Origin of the sequence: Corynebacterium pseudotuberculosis (assembly GCF_002155265.1) — a bacterium.
Lineage (GTDB): Bacteria > Actinomycetota > Actinomycetes > Mycobacteriales > Mycobacteriaceae > Corynebacterium > Corynebacterium pseudotuberculosis.
Genome location: NZ_CP021251.1, coordinates 294,549 through 319,867, shown reverse-complemented (window position 1 = coordinate 319,867; position 25,319 = coordinate 294,549). Strand labels below are relative to the sequence as shown.

Sequence of the window (25,319 nt, the reverse complement as noted above, 5' to 3'; positions counted from 1 at the left end):
GCTTACACACCCCGGGGTGTGAAGGAAGGCGCATAGCTGTCACAATAGTGCGCGTGAATAATTCCGTTTTTTCTGTAGACGTGCTCGTGGTAGGTGCTGGCCCTGCCGGCTCCACGGCAGCCATTAATGCCGCACAGCGCGGTTCAACGGTTTTGCTTATCGACGCCGCCACTTTCCCCCGCGACAAAACCTGCGGCGATGGTCTCACGCCCCGAGCAGTGCACCAATTAGAAAAAATTGGGATTGATGTCACCTCTCGCTATGCCTCCAAAGGCCTTAAATTGCATGGCTTCGGGGGATCAGTCACTGCCCCGTGGCCGCAGTCTCCCTTTGGGACAATCAGTTCTGCCATGCCGCGCTCAGAGTTTGATGAGCTGCTTTTAAACACGGCTCAGCAGCACAGTAACGTGCAGGTATGGCAAGGAGTCACTGCGGTTTCTGTAGAAGCCTCCCCCGCTAGCTCCCAGCCCACGAGCGAGTTTCCCAAGGCCGGACGCATCCGCACTGTCACTTTGGACGACGGGCGCGTAGTTGCTCCCGCTTTTGTCATCGTTGCAGACGGTGTGCGTTCCACCTTTGGAAAACTCTTGGGCAGACAGTGGCACCGCGGCGAGGTGTACGGGATTGCGGCACGATCTTATTGCGAGACCCCCAGGGGTGATGACCCATGGATGCATTCCCACTTGGAACTTCGCGACGATACCGGCACCGCACAACCCGGATACGGGTGGATATTTCCATTAGGAAACGGCACCGCGAATGTCGGATGCGGCGCCCTATCCACGGACGCGCGACCAGCAAAGGTTAACACCAAAAAACTTCTTCAAAGCTACGCCCAACAGCAAAGCGACGAATGGGGTTTTGGGGTTCCGCAGCGCGTCACCTCCGCTTTGTTGCCCATGGGAGGCGCCGTAAGCAATGTTGCTGGCCCCAACTGGATGCTTATTGGAGACGCAGCAGCCTGCGTGAACCCTCTCAACGGCGAGGGGATTGATTATGGCATGGAGACTGCGGCGCTGGCAGTTAGCCTTATGGGCACTGATGCGGATCTCTCTCATGCATGGCCTGAGCTGTTGCGCTCCACATATGGGGAGGCATTCTTGCTCGCCCGTACTGCCGCAAGATTACTCACCTACCCACGGCTGCTGCCCATCGCAGGTCCGCTTGCTCTGCGCAAGCCGCTAGGCACCGTCATTATGCCAGCGGCCGCACGGCTCATGGGCAACCTTGTCTCGGACTCCGATCGAGATCTTGTTGCGCGGCTCTGGCGCTTTGCAGGAACCGGCGTGAGCCGCTGGCGCCGCGATAGCCCCTTGTGGTCATAAGATCACTCTCTGCACATGCGTAGCTTTACTGCAATGTGGCGTTAACCATGCTTTTTCCGGTGGAGGTCCGCCCTGAGGCCTTCTAAACTGAGAAAGTATGCATACCTCGAAATTAGTTGTTGTTGGCGTGGGGCATGTTGGCTCCTACGTTCTTAGCTACGCAATGGATTCAGGGCTCTACTCAGAGATAGCCACGATTGATATCAAACCGGGTGTGTCCAAGGGTGAGGCCATAGATCAAGCTCAGTCCACAGGTGTCCCCGGCACTGCATACACATACTGTCACCCAGGCGACTATTCCGATTGCGCCGATGCTGACGTGATTATTGTCGCCGCAGGCGGCTCGATCCTTCCGGACCCAGACGATCCGGAGCGCATGCCCGACCGGGCAGAACTCGCGGAGATCAGCGGCGCGGTAATTCGCGATGTCATGGGGAATATCGCAGCACATACTAAGAATGCCGTGGTTATCTTTATCACCAACCCGCTCGATGCTATGGTGCACATCGCCTCCACAGAATTTGATTATCCCACTGAAAAAATCTTTGGGACTGGAACGATGCTAGATTCTGCACGCATGCGTTGGATCATAGGCACTGAACTTGGCATTGACCCCAAATCGGTCACTGGCTACATGATGGGCGAGCATGGCTCCACATCTGTGCCGATCCTCTCTCGGGTCAACGTTCAAGGACTCAGCTGGGATGAGCTTTCTGCATGGCGAGGCAGTCCTCTTCCCACTGCGCCGGAGATCCAAGAACGCGTGATCAAGGCAGCCTATGATGTTCTCTTGGCTAAGGGCTGGACCAATGCGGGAGTGGCTCGATCGGCTAATGAGTTGGCTAAATGCGTGCTGCTTAACGAGCACGCCGTCCATCCCATCTGTACCCCACTCGACGGCGAATATGGGCTTCACGACGTATCCATGTCCGTGCCTACCCTCATTGGTAATGCTGGAGCGCTCCGCAAGATGCCCCCAACGCTCAACGACTGGGAGCTAGAGCAAATACACAAATCCGCCGAGTTTATCCGTGAGACAGTAAGCCGAGCTAGCTCATAATCAGGCATAGCCTAGATGCGCATTGTCAGGGCCTCCCCGCTGCATTTATGCCTAAGCAGGGAGGCCTTGACTTTTACTTTTAGCCGTTATGTTCAGGCTTCACAGCAGAATGCAGCGCAACAATCCCAAGAGAGAGATTCTGCCAACCGGCATCAGACCAGCCGTTGTTATTAATAGCACGAGCCAGCTCTTCTCGTTCTGGCCAAGCGCGGATCGACTCAGCGAGGTATTCATAAGCCTCTGGGTTTGTCCCCACCGCTTTAGCTATCAGCGGCAAGAGCCTGGTCAAATACTCTTTGTAGATAGTTTTAAAGCCGGGGACGTTAGGAGTGGAGAACTCCGCTATAGTAAGCCGGCCACCAGGTTTGGTCACCCGCGCCATCTCGCGGAGAGCCGCCTGGAAATCATGGACGTTACGCAGGCCATAGGAGATAGTGACCGCGTCAAAGGAATTATCAGCAAAAGGCAGCTGCATCCCGTCCCCCACTACCTTGGGAACGTCTCGTTCTTTCCCCGCGGCGAGCATTCCCTGAGAAAAATCGCAGGCCACAACCCATGCCCCGGATTTTCCTAGTTCTACCGTAGATACTGCGGTACCGGCTGCTAGATCCAGAACCCTTTCACCGGGCTGAAGATTTAAGCGTTCGCGGGTCTTCTCACGCCACTTGCGATCTTGCCCAAAGCTCAGCACGGTGTTCGTGATGTCATAATTCTTTCCCACACCATCGAACATTTTTGCCACGTCGAAGGGGTTCTTTTCCAAAGATGCCTTAGCCACGGTTATCCAGTGTAATCATCGCTTCTTGGTAATAGCGGAAAAGTTGATCACAAACTCGGGCCCACGACTTATCTTCCACGCTCTGGCGTGCAGTTTTGCTCAAATCTTCGCGATTTTCAAAGACCTCATAGACGGATTGTGATAGTCCCACCAGTGAGTCATGGATAAGCGGTAACAACACACCCGATCTGTTATCTATCAAATCTCTCGGCCCGCCTTCCGCCACAGAAATAACCGGGATACCAGAGGCTTTGGCCTCCTGAATTGTCTGGCAAAAAGTCTCAAACTCGCCAGGATGCACAAACACGTCGAAGCTGGCATAGGCCCTAGCCAAGTCAAGGCCCGTGAGCCCTCCAGTAAAAATCGCGCATGGAAGCTGTTTTTCTAAGTTCTTACGCTCTGGCCCATCGCCTACGATCACCAGTTGAATGTTGTTGTCGCACGCTAGATCGACGAGTCTATGCACACCTTTTTCCGCAGCTAGTCTGCCCACATATCCCACCACAATGCGATTATCCGCGCCCCAGTTGCGCGCAAGCTTTTCGTCCCTACGATCTGGATGAAACAACTCCAGATCTACTCCACGCCCCCAGGGCTTAACCCGTTCTATGCCATGCACATTCAAGGCTGCCGCCGCCGACCGAGAAGGGGCGAGGGTAAGGGTAAGGGTAGCTGCATTGTGAAAAGCCCGTGTCCAAGCCCAACTAGTGCGTTCCAAGCACCGCAGGTGGTACCTGTGGCTAAAGCCCGCAATGTCTGTCTGAAAGACCGCTACACAGGGCAGTCCTAGATTTCTCGCAACAAAGGCGCCGCGGGCAGCCAATGCATAAGGTGATGCGAGATGCACTACATCGGGCCTAAAAGCTTGCAACAGTTCCCGAAGACCTAAAGGAATTCCGATGGGGAGGGAATTGATGAGCGGCACCATCACAGTCGGCACTCGATAAATACTCGCTCCACAATAGGAACGGATTTCTTCTTCGCCATCTCGTGCACCCGGCGCGATCACCATGGCTTCATGCCCACATCGCTGCGTGTGCTCGAGTACGCGCAGCACTGAGTTGGTTACCCCATTGACAGCGGGGAGAAAGGATTCAGCGATTATCGCTATTCGCATGTTTTCTGTACCACAGGGTGACAACCCACCACAGGGTCATCGTTATCATAAAGGACACCACCCAGGTGCTCAGCGCCGGGATAAGTGCGAGCGTCCATCCCCTCCCCTGCACCTTTACCAGGTCTGGATTGCTTTTGGCATAGGTGACCCAGACGCGCTGTCCTTTGCCCAGCCCTGTGGGATAAAGCAAGCCTCCGCGTGGAGAATGATAGACCCCTTCCTCATCCTGATATTCCACTGTGGAGCGGAAGGTACCCACATCAATGACTTTAGCCAGCGTGCGACCCGGCGCCTTTGATATCTCGCGGTCATTAAGAGCAGGACCTATCACCATGCTGATGCAACCGACCGTGGCCGCGACAAAAAGTGCCAGTATGGCTTGGTGCAAGCGCCTCCTGATGCTCGCCGGCGGATAGTGTGGCAGCCGACTCACATGTTCACCTTCTTAACCAGCGCCTCGTGCATGGCTCGGCGGTCAGCGCGCGTAGTCCGAGCCTCAATGAGGGTAAATCCTGCGGTGTCGGTGGCGTCGATAAGCTTTTCAATTAGTCCTTGCATGTCAGTTGCAAGCTGGTATTCCACACCATACGCGGCGGCAATACTTTCAATATCTATCTCATGGGGAGTGCCAAAGGCGCGTTCAAAACTGCCCCGCAACTGAGGGCTTCCCACTTCCAGAGTCTCAAATATTCCGCCGCCGGAGTCATTGGCCACTACGATTGTTAGGTTTTCCGGTTGCGGTGAATCTGGGCCGGTAAAGAGCCCGCCTACGTCATGAAGGAATGTGACGTCTCCCATGAGCGCCACGGTGCGAGCAGCGCGAATTTCTTCAGGGTTTCGAGCTTGAACGGTCAAAGCCACGCCGATGGCTTGGGACACGGTACCGTCGATGCCCGCTGTGCCACGAGGTGTGTAGGTATCCACTGCGGAAAAAGGCAGACCTACAAAGGAGGCATCCCGAACCGGATTAGATGCACCAAGTACTAAGGTGTCACCGGTAGCAAGCGTGTCCGCCACTGCTGCGGCAACATGCAGACCGCTGAATCGAAAGTCCTGAGCGAGTACGTCGCGAACGGCCTCTGCAGCCAGTTCGGAGGCGGCTTCACAGATTTTGAGCCATTGTTCTGAGGGGCGCCCTGTAGTTTTTATCCGGGTTGCAACTTTTTGCGCGCTGTGGGTGGGGTCGGTAATTGTATCGGTGCGCGTTAATACGGTTACCTCGATTGCTGGATCGGCGATCAGGTCAAAAACGCTACGATGCAGCGTTGGATGCCCCACCACAATTACCTGCTCTGGTTTGGTATTTACCACATAGCCTTCGGCTGAGACCTGTTCATGCGCGAATATGCTGGTCGCCAAGGGGTGCACGGGATGGTACGGGGCTGGGGCACTCGGCTCTGCAATCGTAGGAACGTCTTCCAGCCCAGGAACATCCCATGCCTCATCACCGGTGATCACAAGGGTAGGACGGCTGAGATCTATTTCAACCTCCCCATGATCTGTGAAATCACCTTTTATCGGTGCTTTTTTCGCTCCCTTAGTAGTTGGTGCCGGTAGACAATCTTCTACCAAAGGCGTATCCAGCTCCACATTGATGTGAACCTGTCCCCTCTTAAAGGCCGCATCGATCAGCTCTACGTCTGCAAGCGCAGCCACAGAAGTGGTAGGAACCACTCCAAAGATTCCCGTCTGGTTGATCGTCTGATTTGCCCCCGTCCCGTGCAAGTGCGCTGGACGATCCGCCGAAATCATGGCTAATGGTGCGTGAGAGTGATAGGCCTCCACCATCGCGGGCAGGCAGCTAGCCACCGCTGTTCCAGAGGTCGTAACAACTCCCACGTGTCTTCCAGATGCCCGCCCCATGCCTAACGCTAAAAATGCTGCGCTGCGCTCGTCGATACGCGTATGCACTCGAATATCATCCCGAGCAAGCAGCTCCAAGGAGAGCGGAGAATTACGCGAGCCAGGGCAGATCACCACATCAGTGAGATAGTGGGCGAGTTTAGCAGCGACGGCGCGGGCAAGCTGGGGCGATGAAATCATGTCCCATATTTTAAGCGTTTCCGCTCCGCTGAGGGCAGTGGGGCAGGCACCGGGGCCTTTCGCTTAACGCTCTAGGAATTCCCACGCCTCCTGTAGCCGCTGCAACCACGCATCGCGGCGACTATCTTTAACACTAAATTCCGAGAGCCGATCGGGGTCCGGGGAGAGCATTTCCACAGCCAGCTGCCCGTCGACGATCTGACGTGGTGCAGTGATGTCCTCCACAAAAAGCCGCTGTGTAGCCAGCCCTGCCGCTGCCGGGGGCACGTCAAAGTCTTCATCATCAGTGTGTTTAGGCAAAGCCGCGACTGCTGCCAGCCCGGCATTCATCCCCACGCCTGTGTCTAGAGCACTGGCCACTGTTATGTCTAGACCACGCGCACGCATAAACTCGGCGATCTGCAACAATTTTCGTGGTCCTCCTAGGGGGGCCGCTTTTACCACTGCGACGTCTGCCGCTTGTGCACGCGCCACCTCATAAGGATCTTCTGCTCTGCGTATCGCCTCATCCGCGGCAACTCGAACAAACAAACCGGCCCGTATAAGACGCTGGCGCAGCTCAATAAGTTCCGCAACCGTTGCGCAAGGCTGCTCCATATAGTCCAGAGGGCTCAACTGCTTGGCGGCGCAAAAGGCTTGTTCGACAGACCAACCACGGTTCGCGTCAACGCGTATTATTGCCGAGGGCATGGCCTCCCGAACAGCATTCACACGAGCAACATCATCCGAAAGTGAATGACCTTTCTCCGCAACTTTTACTTTGAAAGTCCGGCATCCATCAAAATGCGCCATCACTTCAGGCACCTGCTCTGGAATCACTGCCGGGATGGTGCCGTTGACCTCTACGCAGTCACGCATAGCCTTCGGTGGGCCCTGATAAGCCATTTCCAGACCCGAAGAAAGCCAATAGGCGGATTCTTCAGGGCTATAGTCCGAAAAGGGTGCAAACTCTCCCCAGCCGACCGGACCTCGGAACAGAAGGGCTTCACGCGTGGTCACGCCACGGAAAGGCACCCTCATAGGAAGTGCAACCACGTGGGCGCGCTCAAGTACCTCATCTATTGTGGCGCCCCACGCTGATAGGGGTTTCGCTTGTGTCATACAGCTAGGTTACCGCCCTATCGCCAGTCTTCATCATTAAGAATAAAAATGTTTGCTTTGTTGAATATTCAAGATTGCACCATACGGACGCATTGAGCTCGCACGCCACCCCAACAGGCGAACAGAACACAGCGGGACACAGCAAAAGACAACGGACACCCAAGTCGATCGATATTAGGCCATCGGACCATTAACCACAGTCTAATCAATGAAAAAAGTCACTTTTAATCTGAAATGTGACCAATCCTGCTAACGTAAATGGGGATTGGTTATAACCAGATATCCCTTTAAAAGGACTCTCGTATGCTTTACATCCTCATCGCCCTTCTGGCTGTCGCCGCAGTGGTTTATCTCATAGTCAAAAAGGTCCACGCTGCCGCAGCCATTTTCTTTGTAGGCGTTCTGCTCCTCATGATTGCCGCCCTCACAGGCCGGGCAGAATTCCGTTCCACGGACATCACTTCTTCCGGGAACGCGCTCTATGACCAACTACTCGTGGTAGAAGCTCTTTTTAAGAGTCGTTTCTCTGGAATCGGCATGGCCATTATGGTGCTTTTTGGTTTTGTTTCCTATATGCGCCATATTGGTGCCGATGCCAAAACCGTGGTGATACTTTCCACACCATTACGCCGTTTTAAGGGATCATATTGGCTCGTCCCAGTGGGATTTTTAATAGGAAACCTTTTGTCACTGGTTATTCCCTCAGCTTCCGCGCTCTCACTACTCCTCGTGGCAACGCTCCTACCCGCGCTCATAGCCGCCGGACTCACCCCTTTGACAGTAGGAGCCATCGTGGTCACGTCTTCCACGATCATCCCTACCCCGCTAGAGGCGGGGCTCATTCAAGGTGCTGACCTTACCGGCATGACCGTCACAGAATTTGTCTACGGCCATGTCGCATGGGCAACCGTGCCGGCGTTGATAATCACCGCTTTTGTACACATGTGGTGGCAACGCCATTGCGATATCGTCGATACGCGCCATGCCCACGAGGGAACGCAGCACAACGCAGAAAACCGAGAAATAAGCGACTCCGATGCAGCTACCAGAGACGCCCTTGAGCGCGCGTCTGGGCTACCCGGCTATTTACGCGGTCCTCCCGCTCATGCCCCTTCTTTTGATCGTCGTTTCAGCCCTTTTAAAGCGCCTTAGTGTGCTCCCCTTTGAAGCCGGAATCCTACCTGTTACCGTGGTATCTCTTTTTGTTGCGCTCATCATCGAATCCTTGCGTAAACGCACAATCACGGGCGCCATCGACTCGGTAGCAAGTTTTTTCAAAGGCATGGGTGAAGGCGCAGCAGGCGTAGTCTCCCTACTCGTAGCCGCTGCCGTTTTAGTCGAAGGTATTACCCAGATGGGCGTGATCGACATGCTCATCCAAGCAGCCGAAGGTTCTTCCGGCGCAGCCATACTCATCGTTCTCATTTTTGTGGTCGCTACCGCCGCCATGGCCACTCTCACCGGCTCCGGAACTGCCCCCTATTTTGCGTTCTCCGAGGTAGTCCCCTCTTTAGCGACACAGTCTTCCATCCACGCACCGCAAATGCTCACTGCAATCTGGGGCACGTCTAATCTGATGCGCCAGATCTCTCCGGTCAACGCGGCAGTGCTTATCGTCGCCGGCGCCATCAAAGTCAACCCGATTCGACTGGTCAAACGCACCCTTGTTCCCATGGTTGTTGCAACAGTTCTCAACACACTGTTTGCGTTCTTATTTATCGGTTAACCTACCTTGACCTCGCCCCTGTCCAATCGCATCGCACTACCAAGTCGCAGCCAGCAAAGAAGCTGGCAGCATACGCCTCAGAAAGGCAGTTCTTGGAAGGGGCTCAGGTTGAAAGACTAGATTCTTTAATTATGGATGAGCAGAAAACATACAGTACCGATAATCCTTTTGATGCTTCCCAGTGGGAGACCGTCGCGGGGTTCCAGGATCTTACTGATATCACGTACCACCGTCACGTAGGTGAAGGACGAGAAAACGGAATTGTGCGCATAGCTTTTGACCGCCCTGAAGTCCGTAATGCTTTCCGACCCCACACTGTCGACGAGCTCTATCGCGCACTCGACCACGCTCGCCGCACACCCGATGTGGGCACCGTACTGCTTACCGGAAATGGGCCGAGCGAAAAAGATGGTGGCTGGGCCTTCTGTTCCGGCGGCGATCAACGTATCCGCGGACGTTCCGGATATAGGTACGCCACTGAGCACGCTCACGACGACGCCACCGCAGACGAATCAACAGTGGACACTGCCAGGGAAAAGGTCGAAGGTGGCAGGCTGCACATTCTTGAGGTACAACGACTCATCCGCACCATGCCCAAAGTGGTTATAGCGGTAGTCAACGGCTGGGCCGCAGGTGGCGGGCACTCTTTACACGTTGTGTGTGACATGACAATCGCTTCCCGCCAGGAGGCTCGATTCAAGCAGACCGATGCCGATGTGGGATCCTTTGATGCCGGCTATGGTTCCGCATATCTAGCAAAAATGGTAGGGCAGAAATTTGCTCGTGAAATCTTTTTCCTTGGGCGTACATACGACGCCGAGACGATGCAACGCATGGGTGCTGTAAATATCGTTGCAGATCACAAGAATCTAGAGGACGAGGCCATTCAGATGGCCCGCGAAATCAACGGCAAGTCCCCTACCGCCCAACGCATGCTCAAGTTTGCTTTTAACCTCACCGACGACGGCCTCATGGGGCAGCAAGTTTTTGCCGGTGAAGCCACTCGCCTGGCATATATGACGGATGAAGCGGTGGAAGGCAAAGAAGCCTTCCTGCAAAAACGCGCTCCTGATTGGAATGACTTTCCTTATTACTACTAAGCAACGTCTCAATCCGAGACAGGGACTCCAGACCTCATGACTATTAGCACTAAACTTTAATTGTGCATGTACTTGAGCCCCTCGTTGTCCCCACGCATAATCCTGCCAGCATCCTCGACCGCTTGGAACAGGCCATCGTGGGGCAGCGTAGCTTCCTCCCCCTTCCGTCCGACGATAAAGATCGGGCCGAACTACTGCGCAGAACCCAACGCGTGGGTCACCCCATCGATCCAGATATTGCTCTGGTCATGAGTACTTCCGGCTCCACCGGGATCCCCAAAGGCGCTATGCTCACCGCGGGCAACCTTGTGTCTTCTGCAGACGCTACGCACCAGTTTCTCGGTGGCGAGGCCCAGTGGCTGCTGGCTATGCCGGCTCATCACATCGCGGGAATGCAGATACTGGTTCGCTCGATCATTGCTGGTTATGATCCCATTGTTGTCGATGTTTCACGCGGCTTTAACGTGGCTGCTTTTGCCGCTGCCGCAGCAAGCGTCGAAGGCGAACGGGTTTACACATCATTGACGCCCCTGCAATTGCTTAAAGCAATGGATACTTTGGTGGGCATCGAGGCTCTTCGAGTCTTCACGGCGATCCTGGTGGGCGGCGCTCCTTTGCGTGCCGACGACCGCCGCGCGGCCAAAGAACTCGGCATCAACGTGGTGACCACTTACGGCGCCTCAGAGACATCCGGAGGCTGCGTATATAACGGCCGCCCGGTGCCTGGCGCGACGATACGCGTTATCAACGAGCGCATTCACCTTGGCGGCCCTATGATAGCGCAGGGATACCGTAATATCCCCGATCACCATGCGTTTTCTCAACCCGGCTGGTTTATTACCTCCGACGCGGGCATCCTCAATGACGGAATACTTGAAGTTGTAGGCAGGCTCGATAACGTTATCGACTCTGGTGGCTTAAAGATTCACCCCGAAGTTTTGGAGCGCAAACTTTGCGATGTCCCTGGAGTCACGGCGGCTTGCGTAGTGGGGCTACCCGACAGGCGATTCGGCCACATTATTGTCGCAGCTTATGAGGGCAATGCACATCCTACAACTATCATTTCCGCGCTTGATGATCTCCCTCGTTGGCAGTTGCCCAAGGACATCCGTCGAGTGGAATCTCTGCCACTTATCGGCCCCGGAAAAATTGATCGTAGGGGTGTCACCGCCCTTTTCACACAACAGTGAGACAATAGACAGCATGTCAAAAGCTACTTTTGCCGATTGGAAAGAAGGCGCCCGTCCTCACACGTGGGCCAATGCCTTTGCCCCCGTCATCATCGGTTCTGGCGCCGCAGCCCAAGCCCATGGTTTTAGCTGGTGGCGGGCCCTGTTGGCGCTCGTTGTCGCATGGGCACTCATCGTAGGAGTGAACTACGCAAACGATTATTCAGATGGAATCCGCGGTACAGATGATGACCGCACTGGCCCACTACGGCTAACGGGATCTGGATTGGCGCAACCGGAGGACGTTAAACGAGCTGCTTTTCTAGCTTTCGGAGTAGCAGCGATCGCCGGCATCGCCTTGTGTTTAGCAAGCGCATGGTGGCTTATTGCCGTGGGCGCTCTTTGCATCCTCGGGGCCTGGTTTTATACCGGCGGGAAAAATCCCTATGGGTACCGTGGACTCGGCGAAGTCTCAGTCTTTGTATTCTTTGGCCTTGTTGCAGTACTAGGAACTCAGTTCACTCAGCTCGGCAGAGTCACGTGGGTTGGTTTCGGTTGTGCCGTAGCGGTAGGAGCAATGTCCGCCGGGGTAAACCTTGTAAATAACCTCCGCGATATTCCCACCGATTCTGCCGCAGGGAAAACTACCCTTGCGGTTATTCTTGGCGATACCGCAACCCGCCGCTTGTATTGCGTCCTCGTAGCCATACCGTTTGCGGTTTCCCTTGCGTTCTTTGCAGTTTCACCCTGGGCTGGCATCGGCATTATCGCCCTTCCGCTTGTGATAAAAGCAGCACAACCTGTGGTGAAAGGACGCCACGCTCAGGATCTTATCCCGGTACTCGGCGCTACTGGAAAGTCCATGGCGGTATGGGCCGTAGCAACTGCCATAGCATTAGCGGCTGGATAATTCGCTTTTAACCCAATCCTTCTCGGCCTTGCGTTGTGCACTCCATAACGCTACGGCCTGAGTAGCTTGAACCCTGATCCCTTTAAACACAAACATGGATAGAGGCATGGCCAGGATTAATGCCAGCGTGGCTGAAATAAGGATTGGCACTGGGGCGCCGATGGCTACCGCAATCCCCTGAATGATGGCGGTCAGCACGATAAAAAGTGCGCATCGTGCGATACCGTACACGATGACGGCTTTCCGGGCAGCAGTTCTTACCTGCGGATCGACGATCGGACGAGAATTCTCTGACATTGCAGTTTCGCTCACATTCAGCACCCTACTCAACAGTTCTTCTTTCGGGGTAATCTAGGCTCACAGTCACATAATCCCATAAATTCATCTTTTTGAAAGGATCTTCCGTGGGCCGTCTTATTCTTCTTCTCCTGCTTATCGCAGCCATCGTGTTGGTGTGGAAGGCGTTTGGCCCTAAAACTTGGCAGAAGAGCGCCATCCCCGAGCCTCCTCGTATCAAAGGCCCAGATGACGATGAAGAATTCTTGTGGCGTTTGGAAAGAGATCAATTTAAAAAGCGTCGCGCCGCGGAGGAAGCCAAGCGCAAAGCAGCTGAGCAAAAGAAGCGCGAAGCCACAGAAGATACTTCCCATGGTGATCGGGAGAAGTCGCAAGACGATGGGACCCCAAGCGCCTAACATCGCGCTTTAGCGTAATACGCAGTTGTTATGACAACGCTGTGCTTAGATTCCCCTTGGAATAAAAGCACAGCGTCTTTTTCATGCCCCGATCAATATAGGAAAAGGAACTCTCGGGCTCATGTTTGATTAGTTCAGACCCGCATATGAGTGCAAACCGGAGACCACCATATTAATAAAAAAGAGATTAAATACCATGGTGCAAAGCGCTACAATATTGATCCACGCAGCCCGGGAGTCCCGCCATCCTGAGGTAGCACGTGCGTGCAGATAAGCCGCATAAAGGATCCAAGTAGCAAAAGCCACGGTCTCTTTAGGATCCCATCCCCAGAAGCGCCCCCACGCACTTTCTGCCCAAATTGCTCCTAAAATAATGCCTAGACCAAAGACCGGCACAGTGATAATCGCTGTGCGATACGCGATGGCGTCGAGAAGCTTTGCAGAGGGCAACGGCTTGGCCAGTGCCCCTAGCACGCCCTTTTCCTTGCCTTGCTCCTGGTATAAACGCAGCAGATAAAGCACGGAAGCAACGCCAGAGATCATGCCGATAGAAGCGCCTATAGACACTGTAGATACATGGATCGGGAACCAGAACGACTGCAAAGCAGGTACTACCGGAGCGGAATCAGCATAGAGCTTGGTCCCACCAAAAAAGAGCAGAGCCAAGATAGGGGTGAGAACCCATGGCCACAACACGCGCATTTCTCGCCGTTGCAAGAAGAACGCCGCAATCGCTACCGCGAAACAGCTGATCACCAAGACATATTCATAAAGATTGCCAAAGGGGAACCGCGAAGCGGATAGACCGCGCAAGATCACAGAGGCGGCGTGAACAACAACGCCCAACCACACGATCATCTGGGTCATACCAGCAAACTTTTCTGCAGATGCTCCCACCTTAGAGATTTGATCATCCGCAGAATCCAGCTCGGTGCCCATCCCCTCGGTACTATCGGATTCGCTCCCCACGGTCACGAGCGCCCGTTCATTGACTCTTTCCCGTTCCAGGTCAATGAACGTTCTCGTTTTCATATAAAAGACAATCGAGAGTACAAGAGCAATAAAATAGATGACGAAGCTCGACGCAAATGCCATATCGGATAGCGACGCAAGATTCGGGTTGACGTTCATGGTACCTCTAATCAGAGTTAGTGATCTCGGAACAGAATACCCGCAAAAAATTTGATGTCTACCACACCAGCACATGTTCCTTTTGTCTTAGGAGTTTTAACCCCAAAAGACGTTAACCTTTGCACTCTTCTTCTACACCAGTTTTCCTTAGTACATACTTGTGCCGACTCATGCCTGCACCAGTTATTTTTCAATGAACGCTCAGGCCCACTAATCTAATATTGGAAATCATTTTCAATTTGTTTATCAGTCAGGGGCACCAACTCACAGTGCAATACACAGGGCAGCGCACCACGATAACCACGCTGGTGCTCAGTATCATGGTGCTTTTTATCCCGGCATTAAGCGTATGCATCGGAGCTGCGGGAGTCGCGCCTTCCCATGTGTTTGGCGTCATTTTAAGCCACATCCCGCATGTACCCGTCGATATCAGCTGGGATAGAGCCACCGATGCGATTATCTGGCACAACCGTTTTCCGCGAGTGCTACTGGGACTTGCAGTCGGCGCAATATTGGGCGTCTCTGGAGTAGTCTTCCAGGCCGTAATCCGGAATTCTTTAGCGGAGCCCTACGTCCTGGGAGTAAGCTCTGGGGCTTCCACCGGCGCGGCGTTTTCCTTGATTATCCTCGGTTTAAGCTCCGCGTGGGCCATGGGATTCTTTGCCTTTGCCGGTTCTGTCATTGCTACATGTGCTGTTCTAATCATTGCAGGTCGCAGCTCATCCCCACTCAAGCTCATACTTTCTGGATTAGCAATCGGATTTGGCGCACAGGCTTTTACCAACTTCATCATCTTTACCAACGGCTCTCCGGAGACAAACCAAGCAGTGATGTTCTGGATGTTGGGTTCCCTAGGCCGAGCGCGCTGGCAAGCGGTGGTTGCAACAATTATTGTCGCCATCTTTTTGACTCTGCTTATGGCCATAATCGGACCGCTCTTGGATGCTCTGGCCAGTGGCGATGAGACCGCACGGGCTGTAGGCGTGCCCCCTGAAATTACTCGGTTACTCGTTCTCATCGTGGTATCTGCCGCCGTGGCAATAGCCGTGAGTAGCTCCGGCGGTATCGGTTTTGTTGGTCTTATTGTCCCCCACATAATGCGCATAGTCTCTGGTTATAGTCACCGCATGTTGGTAATCAATACCGCTTTGGCCTCTGCGTTATTTCTTGTACTTGCAGATGCCTTGGCGCGGGTGCTGATTAGCCCGCAAGAGCTTCCTATCGGAGTGCTCACCGGCCTGATTGGCGCACCGGTTCTAGCAATCCTTATTCGACGAACTACAAACGTATAGCTTCCCTGTCCTGATCCAATTCCTATTCAATTCCTACGAGGAGACCTTATGAAGAAGACAACTGCTCAATATTTAGCCCTAGTGTCCGTTGCGGCCTTAGCACTCACTGCCTGCGGCGAAAGCGCGGCGGATAAACAGGCCGCTCACGATAAGACCGCTGCATCGGAAGCCAAAATACAAGTGGCTAGTTGTGATGAAACACTGAGCTTTAACAAGGCCCCCGAGAAAGTCCTGGTCATGTCAGAAACAGACATTTCGATCCTCCACGACCTTGACGTGATAGACAAAGTCGTGGCAAAAGCTGGCGCCAAGCGGGTAGAAGGCATTAGTCCGAGTCTAGAGAAGGCAATAGCAAACATTCCCACTATCGCAGCCGGCGAATTAGACACCGGCGGCGCAAAGGTTTCCACGGAAGCCATTCTTGAGCTCAAGCCTGACCTTGTTATCGGCTTTGACACAGGGGCAGACCGACAAGCATTAAAGGACGCTGGAATCCCCTTATATTCTCCAGACGCGTTCTGTCCCAATGCCTCCGCTAAAAAAGCCGATTGGGGCTTAGTGAACAATGAGATAGACAAGCTTGCCACGATCTTTGATGTGAAAGGCAAAGGGGAAGAGCTTAAGAAGTCCGTCCAAGACAAGCTCAAGCAGCAAGGCAGCACCCAAGGGGATACGTCTGCCGTCATGCTCTATATCACCCCCGGTTCGGATGAGTTTTATGCCTATGGCAACACTTCGATGGTGCAACCTATTTTGGAGGCCAATGGACTCAAGAACGTCTACGCAGACAACCCAGAGCGAGTCTTTGATTCCTCTATGGAAGAGATACTGGCTAAGAACCCTGATCGGATTGTCCTGCTCTCTGAATCCTCAGACTCCGACGCTGCCATGAAGACTTTCTTAAATTTCCCGGGAGCGAAAGATCTCAAGGCTGTCCAGAATAATCACGTTGCACACATGCCTTTCATCCTGACAGATCCTCCCACCACGCTGTCTGTAGAAGGCGCGTCCTACCTGCACAATCTAATCAAATAGCATTGTATGATTACGGCTACCGACCTCAACATCACTTTCCAAGGCACCCCCATACTTCAGGGGGTAAATCTGAGTGCACAGGGTGGGCACACGATCGGCATCGTGGGACCAAACGGGAGTGGAAAAACCACCCTGTTGCGCGCCCTTTACAAGTCCTTATCGCCTCAGAGCGGGCGAATAGAAATAGATACTGAAGATTTGTCTTCACTCACCCCGCGCCGGATCGCGCAAAAGGTTGCGGTGGTAGCGCAGGAACGCGATTCTTCCCTACCTCTACGCGTTTCCGATTGCGTGGGCTTGGGGCGGTTGGCGCAAAGCACGTTATTGTCCTACTCCAACGCACACAATCACATGATTGTGGCGTCGGCGTTGGAACAAGTAGGGCTCTCTGGATTTGGTAGCCGGTTGATCTCAGAGCTTTCCGGCGGCGAGAGACAGCGTGTGCTCATAGCTCGCGCCATCGCGCAACAAGCTGACCATGTGCTTCTCGACGAACCCACCAATCATCTCGACCTCGCGCATCAATTTGCCATCATGGAACTTGTCACCACCCTCAGATCAACGTCTGTGGTTGTACTCCATGATCTCAACCTCGCAGCACGTTTTTGCACCGAGGTCATCGTTCTTAACCATGGCATGGTCGTAGCTCAAGGCAAGCCTGATCACGTTTTTAACGCAGAGATGTTTGCTGAGGTCTTCGGACTCCACGCGCAGATCCTTCAGCACAGAGGATCTCCCCAATTTCTTTTTTCACCACTATCTTCTCGTGCTTCCTAGCGCCGAAAGGACAGACGCAATGACACCCCAAGAACTGCTTATGGCTTGGCATGAACAGCAGACGGCTTTCATAGAACATCGAGCGCTCAGGACCCGCACGCTCATCGAGGTCCTTAAAGCACGGTATGGGGATGCTCCCATCTCTGTGCTCGATCTTGCATGTGGCCCAGGCAGCCTCGGCACAGAGATCCTTCAGGAGTTACCTAACGCCACGGTCGTTGGTGTGGACCGGGACCCGGTATTGCTACGGCTAGGGGCAGAAACAAACCAATTCGGTGAGCGTCTCCGCTTTGTCGACGCCAACCTCACCGACTCCGCTTGGGTAGAACAACTCCCCGCTACAAACTTTGATGCCGTTATCAGTGCCACCGCTTTGCACTGGTTCGCACCCGACCAGTTATCTCAGCTCTATCAGGACCTCACTCGGGTGGTTAAACCCGGTGCGATCTTTATGAATGCCGACCATTTGCTTTACGACGCCCACCACAATCCAGTCTTAGCCTCTCTTTCTGAAACAATCCGGGAGGACTTCCGCGCCCGCACAGTTTCCTCGGGAGTTTTTACGTGGGAGGCCTGGTGGGATGCAGCCTTCCAAATGCCAGGCTGGGAGAAAGAAGCAGATCTATGGCATCAGCGCTGGGCCAACAAGTCTGCCACGGTAAAAGTAGATAGCACCTACCACCTCGCGGCACTGCGTTCCGCGGGATGCTCAGAAACGGGCCACCTATATCAGTGGCTCGATGACTATCTCATCTACGGAATCTGGCCCACAGCCTCATGATTTCTAGTCCTCGTCGGGATCGGGAAGCCCAAGGATGCGTCGATGAATCCGCTCGTATTCCCTTCCCCACCCGGCGCGGTCAGTTCGGGCGAGTCCTGCGGTCTCTACACAGGTAACGGTGCTGGAAACAGGGCGCACGCGCACCCAGATCCGTCGGCGTCGGATCAATAATGAACCGGCGAGAGAGCACAGCGCTATGACGGTGAAAAAGAGCACCCAGAGCTGTGCGGGATCATGGCTGATCTGATAGTTAGCAAATTGTTCGGCACCGTCAAACGAGACCACTGTTCCGTTATCCAGGGTCACGGACTGCCCAACGCTCAGGTTAACGCGTTCCAGCTTCTGCAGCTGACCAGAGTGGGTCAGGGCACTGTCCAAGCTAAAGAGGTTTTGTCCTCTGCCGGAATCCAAGCCGTTGTCTCCCCGATAGATGTCAATGGCTACCGCGGGGTTGGTCATAGCTGGATACCGGGAAGTCAGCAAGGCTTTGTTTTCGCCTTCCCAGGAGGCAGTCGGCGCAAACAAGCCTTGAATGGCCAGCTGGTTTTGACGCTTCTCAAAGGCGTCTTTGTACATTCCGGCCGGCGGGTCAAAACGAACCACACCGTCCGAGAGGAAGTTCATAAGGTCAGTCGGCTGCCACTGAACGGTCTGGGTTCTCTTTTCCCCGTTGGGCCACGTGACGCTAAAGGTCGGTGCGTAGCCGTGTCCTTGCAGATAAACGCGGTCGCCGGCAATGCGCAGGGGATGATTGACTTTAAGGGTGTATTGCTGCCACGTCTCGGTATCATTAAAGATCTTTTCTCCCGCTGCGTAGGAGACCAAAGAGCTAAACATCTTCGCCTGCCCATTGGGAAGATAATCAGCAGAAAAGTTGTGTGCGATAAAACAAAAAGGGTTTAAGCCAGTGCCGTCGAAAAGCGAGCCGGCCCGGAAGGAATCGTAGTTTGCCGTCGCAGTGTTGCAGAACTCCGTGCTTTTTGTCTTATCGTCGCTGGCAACGATGATCACCTGTCCCTCGTAGAAGAACAGCTTGCCCATTGCAATCGCAACCAACATACCCACCAGACCAAGGTGGAATGTTAAGTTGAAAAATTCTCGCAGATACCCCCGCTCAGCGGAAAACGACCGCATCCCGGCTCGGTCTTCCTCTGGGGTGTACTCTGCCAGCTTCCACCCTTTGAGTTGCGCTCGTATGTCTTCTTCTACCTGGCTCAGCGGTTTTTCCACACTGCCCTCGCCGTGCAGCGGCAACCGGCTCAGATTTTTTGGAGCCCGAACCGGGGGTGTCTTCATGGCCTTGTAGTGATCCCACGAGCGCGGGATGATACATCCGATGAGTGAAAGGAACAGCAGGGCAAAGATCGCAGTGAACCAGGTAGAGCTAAAGACGTCGAAAAGCTGCAGTTTGTCATAAATTTCAGCAGTCCGGCCATTATTAGCGATGTACTCCGTAACCTTTGACTGGTTAAGGGAACGCTGCGGCAACAATGCGCCTGGGATGGAGGCTAATGCTAGAAGAAATAGCAGGGCCAACGCCGTGCGCATGCTCGTGAGCCAGTGCCATGCCTTTAATGGGTAGCTCAGCAGCTTCCTCGTCCGCTTACTCATTCACATGCTCTTTCTAAATAAAAGTTGCACCATACTCGACGGTCCACTGACGCACCCAGTTAATAAATATCCCCCACGTTCCAGAGACTAACGCCGTGCCGACTGCGATCAATGCCACACCACCCACGATCTGGATAGTACGAGAGTGCCGCCGCAGCACCCCTATGCCATGCATTGCCCGCGCAGAACCCAGTGCAACCGCCACAAAGGGAAATCCCAATCCCACGCAGTACGCCAGGATGAGGGCCACTCCCCTAGCTGCGGTTGTTCCTTCTGTACCAGCAGAAATAGAAATAATAGCTGCTAGGGTAGGCCCTAAGCAGGGAGTCCACCCCAGGGCAAAAACTCCTCCGAGCAGCGGCGCACCCAACCAGGTAGACCAGCGTTTAGGGGCCATTCGTTTATCTTCTTGCAAGAAGGGCACCCAGCCTAAAAACACCACGCCCATGAGCAGCGTGACCACCCCGCCGATACGCATCAAGGTTTCCGCGTTGAGAGTGAGGGCGCTAATGGCACCAAAAACGGTTGCCGTGGCCAGGGTAAAAATCACGGTAAACCCAAGAACAAACAGTAGGGCCGCCCCGGTTACCCGCCAACGCCCCTTCTTTGCTACTTGCGGGCCTTGTTCACCGAGCTCCATCTCTGCGCCTACTACTCCCGCCAGGTAAGACATATACCCCGGAACCAATGGAATCACACAAGGGCTGGCAAAAGAGGCTAAACCGGCAAGCGCTGCGGCCGCTAGGCCAAGCAGTAGTGGCCCTGTGGCCGCAACGTCTGCGATCTGCTCGCCAATACCACTAGCTAAAACGTCAGTCATACAATTCTTTCAACCACGTCAATAACGTCCTTAGCGGTAATTTCTCTTAGGAAAACCGCTGCTGGACGGTGCTGCTTGTCCAGGATAATAGTCGTAGGAACCACGGCAGCGGGGACCCCTCCGAGCTGTGCAGCAGATTTAAATGGTGGATCATACAGACTGGGATAGGTTAACCCGTTATCTTTGACAAAATCTTGGGCAATCTGCTTGGAATAATCACGCACGTTGATCCCCAGCACTGTACCGCGCTGCTCCTTTTCCAGGTACTCCTGCACGGTTTGCAAGTCATCGGACTCGCTGCGGCAAGGCGCGCACCACTGACCCCATGCGTTCAAAACAACAACCTGATCTTTGTAATCATCAAGGCTGATCTTTGCGTCCGAGGACAAAGACTCGCCAGAGATGTTCTTAACAGGAGCTCGGTCTGCTTCCTCATAGAAAATCTCCGTTTGCCCACCTGGTGAATGGAATTGGAACGTCCCACCGATAGCCACTGCGTCCGTTCCTGCAGTGTCCTCAGAGCTGCACGCACTAAGCACAAGCAGGCTCGATATCATCGTCGCAGCGAGAGTTCTCTTCACTCTTAGATCTCCTGTGCTGGTTCCGTGTAAATATAGTCAACGAGCTGGTCGCCTTCAAACACCAGCGAGCTGACGCTAGCCAAGTTACACTGTCGAGCCGCCGGATTATGCGCCAGAGGTTTTCCTTGAACATGCCGTTGCACGCACACAATAGGCAATTGATGACTCACCAAGATCGCCTCGTGTCCCTCAGCGGCGCGCCGAGCATCTTCTACTACTGCCATCATGCGATCGCGTTGATCCACATAGTGCTCCCCCCAACTGGGCAGCAGCGGGTTGGCCATGAGCGGCCACCTCACGGGGTTCCACAATTGAGACCTCAAGCCTTTGACGCGCAGGCCTTCAAAACGGTTGCCGGACTCCAGAAGACGGTCGTCGAGACGCACTTCAAGTCCTAGCTTCTCCGCAAAAGGCGCTGCTGTCTCCTGCGCGCGCTCCAAAGGAGAGGACATCAGAACGGATACGTCGTGTCCGGCAAAGGAGCTAGCTGTCCGAGCAGCCATGCTGTGCCCGCGTGAGGAGAGGTGGTAATCAGGGATGCGCCCATACAGAATGCGCTCTGGATTAAAGACTTCTCCGTGCCGGATGAGGTGAACGATGGTGGTACTCATGTGGCCTCTCAGTACTTGTTTGCGGCAGCTGCAGCCTGAGCCGCTGGGCGTAGGGCGTTCTCGATCTTCTCGAAATCTTCGTCGCTAAGCGCCGCAGACACAAACCAGGTCTCAAACACACTCGCCGGCGCATAGATGCCATTATCCATGAGAGCGTGGAAGAAAGGAGAAAATCGGAATGTCTCAGCCGACTTCATCTGATCAAAGTTGTGGCCTTCGCCCTCTGCAAAGCGGATGGATAGCATCGTAGCGGCCCTCTGAATATGGTGAGCTACCCCTTCACGCTCTAGCGCGCTGCTCAGCAACTCGGCCAGGCGATCAGCATTAGCACGCACTATGTCATAGACCTCAGGGGTAGCAAGCTCAAGAGATTTCATGCCGGCGGCCACAGCCACCGGATTACCTGAGAGAGTCCCCGCCTGATAGACCGGCCCCTCAGGGGCCAGGTACTTCATAATGTCCGCACGTCCACCAAAAGCCGCGGCTGGGAGACCACCCGAGATGACCTTGCCAAAGGTGGTCAGGTCTCCGGCCACATGGTCTACGCCAAACCAACCGTTGTAGGAGGTACGGAAGCCCGTCATCACCTCATCCAAGATGAGCAATGCGCCATGAGCATGTGCCAACTCTTTGAGCTTGGCATTAAAATCATTGCGTGGGGCAACCGTGCCCATGTTTCCTGCCGCGGCCTCTGCAATGATGCAGGCGATTTGCCCATCATTCTCTGCAAAAGCCTGCGCGACCGCCTCGATGTCGTTATACGGCACCACGATGGTATCCGCGGCGGAAGCACCCGTCACGCCTGGAGAATCCGGCAATGCGAACGTAGCTACCCCGGATCCTGCGGATGCCAGCAGCGCATCAACGTGTCCGTGATAGCACCCGTCGAATTTAATAATCTTGGGGCGGCCAGTGAACCCCCGAGCCAGCCGAACTGCAGACATGGTCGCCTCTGTGCCCGAGTTGACCATGCGAACCTCCTCCACAGAGGTACGCTCAACGATCATGTTAGCTATGCGCACTTCAGCCTCAGTAGGAGCGCCAAAAGATAGCCCCTTCTCCGCTGCCTTCTGCACTGCTTCAACGATTTCAGGGTGGGCGTGCCCCAAAAGCATCGGCCCCCAAGAGCACACTAGGTCCACGTATTCATTGCCGTCTACGTCATAAAGCTTGGAGCCCTGCGCCGACGCGATAAAACGCGCCTGACCGCCCACGGATCCAAAAGCGCGCACCGGTGAGTTCACACCACCTGGGGTTACTTTGCATGCTTGATCGAAAAGCTCACGGGAACGCTGAACGTTAGAGGAAGTCGGGATAACAGTCATGCGTACCATCCTATTACGTAACTAGCTCACAAACTTTAGAGCCACTCTTTTCTCTACACACTGCAAAGCCTTCACGCCTTCTCTATCATGGCGCCATGACTATTGCATTTCTTGGAACCGGTCGAATGGGCACAGAGTTAGCACTCCATCTGCTCAAAGAACACGAACTCGTGGTCTGGAATCGCACCCCAAGCAAAGCAGAGCGCTTGGTGGCAGCAGGTGCCACGCTCGCTTCTTCCCCCGAGGAAGCGGTCGCTGCTGCCGATATCGTTGTGACATCGCTTTTTGGCCCCGATACAGTGCGAGACGTAGTTATTACCCCTCGCCTTATCCCGGATGGGGTGCTGTGGATTGATACGACTACCGTCAGCCCGGAAGACTGCATTGAGTTTGCTCATGCAGTGCCTAGCTATGTCGCAGCCCCCGTGGTGGGTACCCTCGGCCCAGCTCGCGCCGGCTCTTTGGGAGTTTATGTGGGCGGCACCGATGAGCAGTACCGCAATACCGCTGCTGCGCTCGTCGCCCCATGGGCAGATCCTGAAAGACTTGTGCTTGTCGACGCCGCCCCTAAAGCTGCCGTAGGAAAATTGCTGGCTAATCTCGCCCTTGCAGTAAGCGCCCAGGGGCTTAAGGAGGCGCTGCTCCTCGGAGACTCCAGCGGTTTGTCCCCGGAGGAAACCCTCACCATGCTTAGGTCCACCGGCCTGGCCTTTATCGCCGGGATGAAGCATCCCTTTGTTGTGGGCGAGCGTCCCACCGCACCTGGAGACTTCACAGCAGATGCGATAGCAAAGGATGCTCGCCTGATGCTGAACACCGCGGACCAACCGCTTCCCGCAGTCGCCTCAGCACTAAAGTCATTGGAAGAACAACAGCAGGCCGGGCATGGCGATGAGGATTTCTCCGTGATGCTGACACGCCGAGACAGCTAAACCATTTTAGGCAAGTGCTCGTTTGGCCGCTGCTTTCGCAGCATCGATCACTGCGGGAACGCCGACGCCATCGGCCCACGCACCAGTAGCATCGATGCCCTCGACCTGAGCCAGTGCTTTCTTGATTGCTGCAACCGTGTCCAAGTGCCCAGGACCATACACTGGCAACCCGCCGAACCATCGCTGGACAAAGATCTCCGATAATCCAGCAGCACGTCCGTCGAATCCCGTAATGGTCTGTAGGTCGTCGAGGGCTGCGTCGACAAGCTCGTCTTCGTCTGCGCGCGCGATAGCGTCCTCACCAAACCTACCGAAAGAGGCCCGCACTAAAGCACCGCCACGTTCCCCCAGGTGAGGCCACTTCTTAGAGGAGAAGGTGAATGCTTTTGCCCTCACATCTTGGGCATTAGTGGCAACAAGAATCCCAGAGTTATCGGGGAGTCCCGCGGAATTATCAAACTTCATTCCTACCACGGCAGAGCTCGCTAGCTTGATAGTTTTAAGCTGTTGTGCAGCCTCCGGAACAAGGTTCTTAAGCAGCAGAGCCGCCGTGGGCGCCGGCACCGTCAACAGGACTTTATCAAAGACCCCTTCAGCACCCTTGAGCACAAAACCCTCAGGCTTTTTATCCACTGCGGTAATAAAGGCATCGATGTGGATCTTTGCCTCGCTACGCTCAGCAAGAGCCTCATACATCTCCGCATAACCGCCTGCGAAAGACGCAAAAACGCTCGGGGTATATCCCCGTTTTTTGTTACGTTCCTCTCGCTCAGACAAAAGCCGTTGAACAGCACCCGTGATGGTTACGGGCTTTCCCTCTTCTTTGAGCTTGTCTAAGGCCCGCGCTAGCTGCGGTACCGTAGCGCGCACGCTGAGATCATCCGAGGTAGAAGAATAAACGCCACCTTGCAGCGTCGACACCACATGATCTACAACATCATCACCCAAGCGTTCCCGCAGGAGTGCACCCAGGCTTATTTCTTGAGGCCACTCAATAGACTCCGCGTTTATTTCCGAGTCAATGCGTTTGCGAGTTTCCTCGCTGACCAGGTTACCTAGGTCCTCACTTGTGCCGGGGATACCCATGATCGTGTTGGAAGGCATGCTATGAAGGCTGCCTCCCTGGTATAGCAAAGAAGGCAACCCCGAGGGAGAACGCAAACTCTCCTCGAGTCCTAGCTCTTTGAAAAATTCAGTGGTATCTTCCCGAAAAACTAAATATGCTTCTGCGCCCATATCAGTAGGACCGGAGGCAAACGGAACCGTGAACAGTTTGCCGCCAATTCGATCTGTCGCCTCGAACACCTCTACGTCCGCGTGAGGGGCGAGTTTATGAATCTCATAAGCAGCCGTTAGCCCCGCTAAACCGGCACCGATGATGGCAATGCGCACGTGGAGA

The 25,319-nt window shown here is 54.4% G+C and carries 24 protein-coding genes and 1 pseudogene; 12 read left to right on the top strand and 13 right to left on the bottom strand.

Annotated elements, in window-relative coordinates; translation table 11 throughout:
* Positions 1–47: 47 nt before the first annotated feature.
* Both CpATCC19410_RS01560 and CpATCC19410_RS01555 read left to right on the top strand, forming a co-directional pair.
* The gene (locus CpATCC19410_RS01560; protein WP_013241160.1) at positions 48–1,325 is read left to right on the top strand and encodes a geranylgeranyl reductase family protein; all 1,278 of its coding nucleotides are present in this window, start codon (positions 48–50) and stop codon (positions 1,323–1,325) included.
* Positions 1,326–1,422: 97 nt separating this feature from the next.
* Positions 1,423–2,385: a lactate/malate family dehydrogenase gene (locus CpATCC19410_RS01555; RefSeq protein ID WP_013241159.1), complete on the top strand. Its 963-nt coding sequence runs from the start codon at positions 1,423–1,425 to the stop codon at positions 2,383–2,385.
* A 79-nt stretch (positions 2,386–2,464) separates the two neighbouring features.
* Here the strand turns inward: CpATCC19410_RS01555 and CpATCC19410_RS01550 are convergent, their stop codons facing one another.
* From CpATCC19410_RS01550 to CpATCC19410_RS01530, 5 genes are all read right to left on the bottom strand, one after another.
* On the bottom strand, positions 2,465–3,163 hold the full coding sequence (locus CpATCC19410_RS01550) for a demethylmenaquinone methyltransferase (protein ID WP_013241158.1): 699 nt from the start codon (positions 3,161–3,163) through the stop codon (positions 2,465–2,467).
* Positions 3,156–4,280: a glycosyltransferase family 4 protein gene (locus CpATCC19410_RS01545; RefSeq protein ID WP_044026276.1), complete on the bottom strand. Its 1,125-nt coding sequence runs from the start codon at positions 4,278–4,280 to the stop codon at positions 3,156–3,158. The genes CpATCC19410_RS01550 and CpATCC19410_RS01545 overlap by 8 nt, the downstream gene beginning before the upstream one ends.
* Positions 4,258–4,713 (bottom strand): DUF3592 domain-containing protein, encoded by a 456-nt coding sequence (locus CpATCC19410_RS01540; protein ID WP_013241156.1) that lies wholly within the window; start codon positions 4,711–4,713, stop codon positions 4,258–4,260. Before CpATCC19410_RS01540 ends, CpATCC19410_RS01545 begins: the two co-directional genes overlap by 23 nt.
* On the bottom strand, positions 4,710–6,323 hold the full coding sequence (menD, locus tag CpATCC19410_RS01535) for a 2-succinyl-5-enolpyruvyl-6-hydroxy-3-cyclohexene-1-carboxylic-acid synthase (RefSeq protein WP_013241155.1): 1,614 nt from the start codon (positions 6,321–6,323) through the stop codon (positions 4,710–4,712). The genes CpATCC19410_RS01540 and menD overlap by 4 nt, the downstream gene beginning before the upstream one ends.
* Positions 6,324–6,386: 63 nt before the next feature.
* Positions 6,387–7,424 carry an o-succinylbenzoate synthase gene (locus tag CpATCC19410_RS01530; protein ID WP_014400969.1) on the bottom strand — a complete coding sequence of 346 codons (1,038 nt, stop codon included), beginning with the start codon at positions 7,422–7,424 and terminating at the stop codon, positions 6,387–6,389.
* Positions 7,425–7,727: 303 nt separating this feature from the next.
* Between CpATCC19410_RS01530 and dcuC the strand changes: the two are divergent.
* The 4 genes and pseudogenes from dcuC (at position 7,728) to CpATCC19410_RS01510 (ending at position 12,329) form a co-directional block, all read left to right on the top strand.
* Positions 7,728–9,150, top strand: a pseudogene (gene dcuC / locus CpATCC19410_RS01525) (C4-dicarboxylate transporter DcuC).
* A gap of 131 nt (positions 9,151–9,281) precedes the next feature.
* Positions 9,282–10,250 (top strand): 1,4-dihydroxy-2-naphthoyl-CoA synthase, encoded by a 969-nt coding sequence (locus CpATCC19410_RS01520; protein ID WP_013241152.1) that lies wholly within the window; start codon positions 9,282–9,284, stop codon positions 10,248–10,250.
* 62 nt (positions 10,251–10,312) lie between these two features.
* Entirely contained in the window at positions 10,313–11,440 is a 1,128-nt protein-coding gene (menE, locus tag CpATCC19410_RS01515; protein WP_013241151.1) for an o-succinylbenzoate--CoA ligase, read from the top strand.
* Between the two features lie 13 nt (positions 11,441–11,453).
* Positions 11,454–12,329, top strand: coding sequence for a 1,4-dihydroxy-2-naphthoate polyprenyltransferase (locus CpATCC19410_RS01510; protein WP_013241150.1), 876 nt, complete (start codon positions 11,454–11,456; stop codon positions 12,327–12,329).
* Here the strand turns inward: CpATCC19410_RS01510 and CpATCC19410_RS01505 are convergent.
* Complete coding sequence (locus CpATCC19410_RS01505) at positions 12,315–12,626, bottom strand: DUF4229 domain-containing protein (protein WP_014300447.1); 312 nt, start codon at positions 12,624–12,626, stop codon at positions 12,315–12,317. The genes CpATCC19410_RS01510 and CpATCC19410_RS01505 overlap by 15 nt on opposite strands.
* A 107-nt stretch (positions 12,627–12,733) precedes the next feature.
* Between CpATCC19410_RS01505 and CpATCC19410_RS01500 the strand changes: the two genes are divergently transcribed.
* A complete protein-coding gene (locus CpATCC19410_RS01500) occupies positions 12,734–13,024 on the top strand; it encodes a hypothetical protein (RefSeq protein ID WP_014300446.1) in 291 nt (96 codons plus the stop codon).
* Between the two features lie 129 nt (positions 13,025–13,153).
* Here CpATCC19410_RS01500 and ccsB read toward each other — a convergent pair whose 3' ends face one another.
* Complete coding sequence (gene ccsB, locus CpATCC19410_RS01495) at positions 13,154–14,155, bottom strand: c-type cytochrome biogenesis protein CcsB (protein ID WP_013241147.1); 1,002 nt, start codon at positions 14,153–14,155, stop codon at positions 13,154–13,156.
* Positions 14,156–14,394: 239 nt separating this feature from the next.
* Here ccsB and CpATCC19410_RS01490 point away from each other — a divergent pair, with 239 nt between their 5' ends.
* From CpATCC19410_RS01490 to CpATCC19410_RS01475, 4 genes are read left to right on the top strand one after another with little or no spacing between them, the layout of a single operon-like run.
* The gene (locus CpATCC19410_RS01490; protein ID WP_014400967.1) at positions 14,395–15,447 is read left to right on the top strand and encodes a FecCD family ABC transporter permease; all 1,053 of its coding nucleotides are present in this window, start codon (positions 14,395–14,397) and stop codon (positions 15,445–15,447) included.
* 48 nt (positions 15,448–15,495) lie between these two features.
* Positions 15,496–16,482, top strand: coding sequence for an ABC transporter substrate-binding protein (locus tag CpATCC19410_RS01485; protein ID WP_013241145.1), 987 nt, complete (start codon positions 15,496–15,498; stop codon positions 16,480–16,482).
* Positions 16,483–16,488: 6 nt separating this feature from the next.
* Positions 16,489–17,259, top strand: coding sequence for an ABC transporter ATP-binding protein (locus CpATCC19410_RS01480; protein WP_013241144.1), 771 nt, complete (start codon positions 16,489–16,491; stop codon positions 17,257–17,259).
* Between the two features lie 19 nt (positions 17,260–17,278).
* Positions 17,279–18,040 (top strand): class I SAM-dependent methyltransferase, encoded by a 762-nt coding sequence (locus CpATCC19410_RS01475; protein ID WP_013241143.1) that lies wholly within the window; start codon positions 17,279–17,281, stop codon positions 18,038–18,040.
* A gap of 3 nt (positions 18,041–18,043) precedes the next feature.
* Here the strand turns inward: CpATCC19410_RS01475 and CpATCC19410_RS01470 are convergent, their stop codons facing one another.
* The 5 genes from CpATCC19410_RS01470 to hemL are packed head-to-tail and all read right to left on the bottom strand — an operon-like array spanning position 18,044 to position 22,997.
* Positions 18,044–19,651: a cytochrome c biogenesis protein ResB gene (locus tag CpATCC19410_RS01470; protein ID WP_014522675.1), complete on the bottom strand. Its 1,608-nt coding sequence runs from the start codon at positions 19,649–19,651 to the stop codon at positions 18,044–18,046.
* 13 nt (positions 19,652–19,664) lie between these two features.
* On the bottom strand, positions 19,665–20,471 hold the full coding sequence (locus CpATCC19410_RS01465) for a cytochrome c biogenesis CcdA family protein (protein WP_013241141.1): 807 nt from the start codon (positions 20,469–20,471) through the stop codon (positions 19,665–19,667).
* Entirely contained in the window at positions 20,468–21,052 is a 585-nt protein-coding gene (locus CpATCC19410_RS01460; protein ID WP_013241140.1) for a TlpA disulfide reductase family protein, read from the bottom strand. The genes CpATCC19410_RS01465 and CpATCC19410_RS01460 overlap by 4 nt, the downstream gene beginning before the upstream one ends.
* Before the next feature lie 2 nt (positions 21,053–21,054).
* On the bottom strand, positions 21,055–21,663 hold the full coding sequence (locus tag CpATCC19410_RS01455; RefSeq protein ID WP_013241139.1) for a histidine phosphatase family protein: 609 nt from the start codon (positions 21,661–21,663) through the stop codon (positions 21,055–21,057).
* Between the two features lie 8 nt (positions 21,664–21,671).
* Positions 21,672–22,997 (bottom strand): glutamate-1-semialdehyde 2,1-aminomutase, encoded by a 1,326-nt coding sequence (hemL, locus tag CpATCC19410_RS01450; protein ID WP_014522105.1) that lies wholly within the window; start codon positions 22,995–22,997, stop codon positions 21,672–21,674.
* 86 nt (positions 22,998–23,083) lie between these two features.
* Between hemL and CpATCC19410_RS01445 the strand changes: the two genes are divergently transcribed.
* Positions 23,084–23,920 carry an NAD(P)-dependent oxidoreductase gene (locus tag CpATCC19410_RS01445; RefSeq protein WP_013241137.1) on the top strand — a complete coding sequence of 279 codons (837 nt, stop codon included), beginning with the start codon at positions 23,084–23,086 and terminating at the stop codon, positions 23,918–23,920.
* A gap of 6 nt (positions 23,921–23,926) precedes the next feature.
* Here the strand turns inward: CpATCC19410_RS01445 and CpATCC19410_RS01440 are convergent, their stop codons facing one another.
* Complete coding sequence (locus tag CpATCC19410_RS01440) at positions 23,927–25,312, bottom strand: protoporphyrinogen oxidase (RefSeq protein WP_013241136.1); 1,386 nt, start codon at positions 25,310–25,312, stop codon at positions 23,927–23,929.
* Positions 25,313–25,319: the final 7 nt, after the last annotated feature.

Bases quoted from the DNA above. Each gene is read 5' to 3' on its own strand.
- CpATCC19410_RS01555 (WP_013241159.1), top strand. From the start codon at position 1,423: ATGCATACCTCGAAATTAGTTGTTGTTGGCGTGGGGCATGTTGGCTCC.
- CpATCC19410_RS01545 (WP_044026276.1), bottom strand. From the start codon at position 4,280: ATGCGAATAGCGATAATCGCTGAATCCTTTCTCCCCGCTGTCAATGGG.
- menD (WP_013241155.1), bottom strand. From the start codon at position 6,323: ATGATTTCATCGCCCCAGCTTGCCCGCGCCGTCGCTGCTAAACTCGCC.
- CpATCC19410_RS01530 (WP_014400969.1), bottom strand. From the start codon at position 7,424: ATGACACAAGCGAAACCCCTATCAGCGTGGGGCGCCACAATAGATGAG.
- CpATCC19410_RS01520 (WP_013241152.1), top strand. From the start codon at position 9,282: ATGGATGAGCAGAAAACATACAGTACCGATAATCCTTTTGATGCTTCC.
- CpATCC19410_RS01510 (WP_013241150.1), top strand. From the start codon at position 11,454: ATGTCAAAAGCTACTTTTGCCGATTGGAAAGAAGGCGCCCGTCCTCAC.
- CpATCC19410_RS01505 (WP_014300447.1), bottom strand. From the start codon at position 12,626: ATGTCAGAGAATTCTCGTCCGATCGTCGATCCGCAGGTAAGAACTGCT.
- ccsB (WP_013241147.1), bottom strand. From the start codon at position 14,155: ATGAACGTCAACCCGAATCTTGCGTCGCTATCCGATATGGCATTTGCG.
- CpATCC19410_RS01485 (WP_013241145.1), top strand. From the start codon at position 15,496: ATGAAGAAGACAACTGCTCAATATTTAGCCCTAGTGTCCGTTGCGGCC.
- CpATCC19410_RS01480 (WP_013241144.1), top strand. From the start codon at position 16,489: ATGATTACGGCTACCGACCTCAACATCACTTTCCAAGGCACCCCCATA.
- CpATCC19410_RS01475 (WP_013241143.1), top strand. From the start codon at position 17,279: ATGACACCCCAAGAACTGCTTATGGCTTGGCATGAACAGCAGACGGCT.
- CpATCC19410_RS01470 (WP_014522675.1), bottom strand. From the start codon at position 19,651: ATGAGTAAGCGGACGAGGAAGCTGCTGAGCTACCCATTAAAGGCATGG.
- CpATCC19410_RS01465 (WP_013241141.1), bottom strand. From the start codon at position 20,471: ATGACTGACGTTTTAGCTAGTGGTATTGGCGAGCAGATCGCAGACGTT.
- CpATCC19410_RS01455 (WP_013241139.1), bottom strand. From the start codon at position 21,663: ATGAGTACCACCATCGTTCACCTCATCCGGCACGGAGAAGTCTTTAAT.
- hemL (WP_014522105.1), bottom strand. From the start codon at position 22,997: ATGGTACGCATGACTGTTATCCCGACTTCCTCTAACGTTCAGCGTTCC.
- CpATCC19410_RS01445 (WP_013241137.1), top strand. From the start codon at position 23,084: ATGACTATTGCATTTCTTGGAACCGGTCGAATGGGCACAGAGTTAGCA.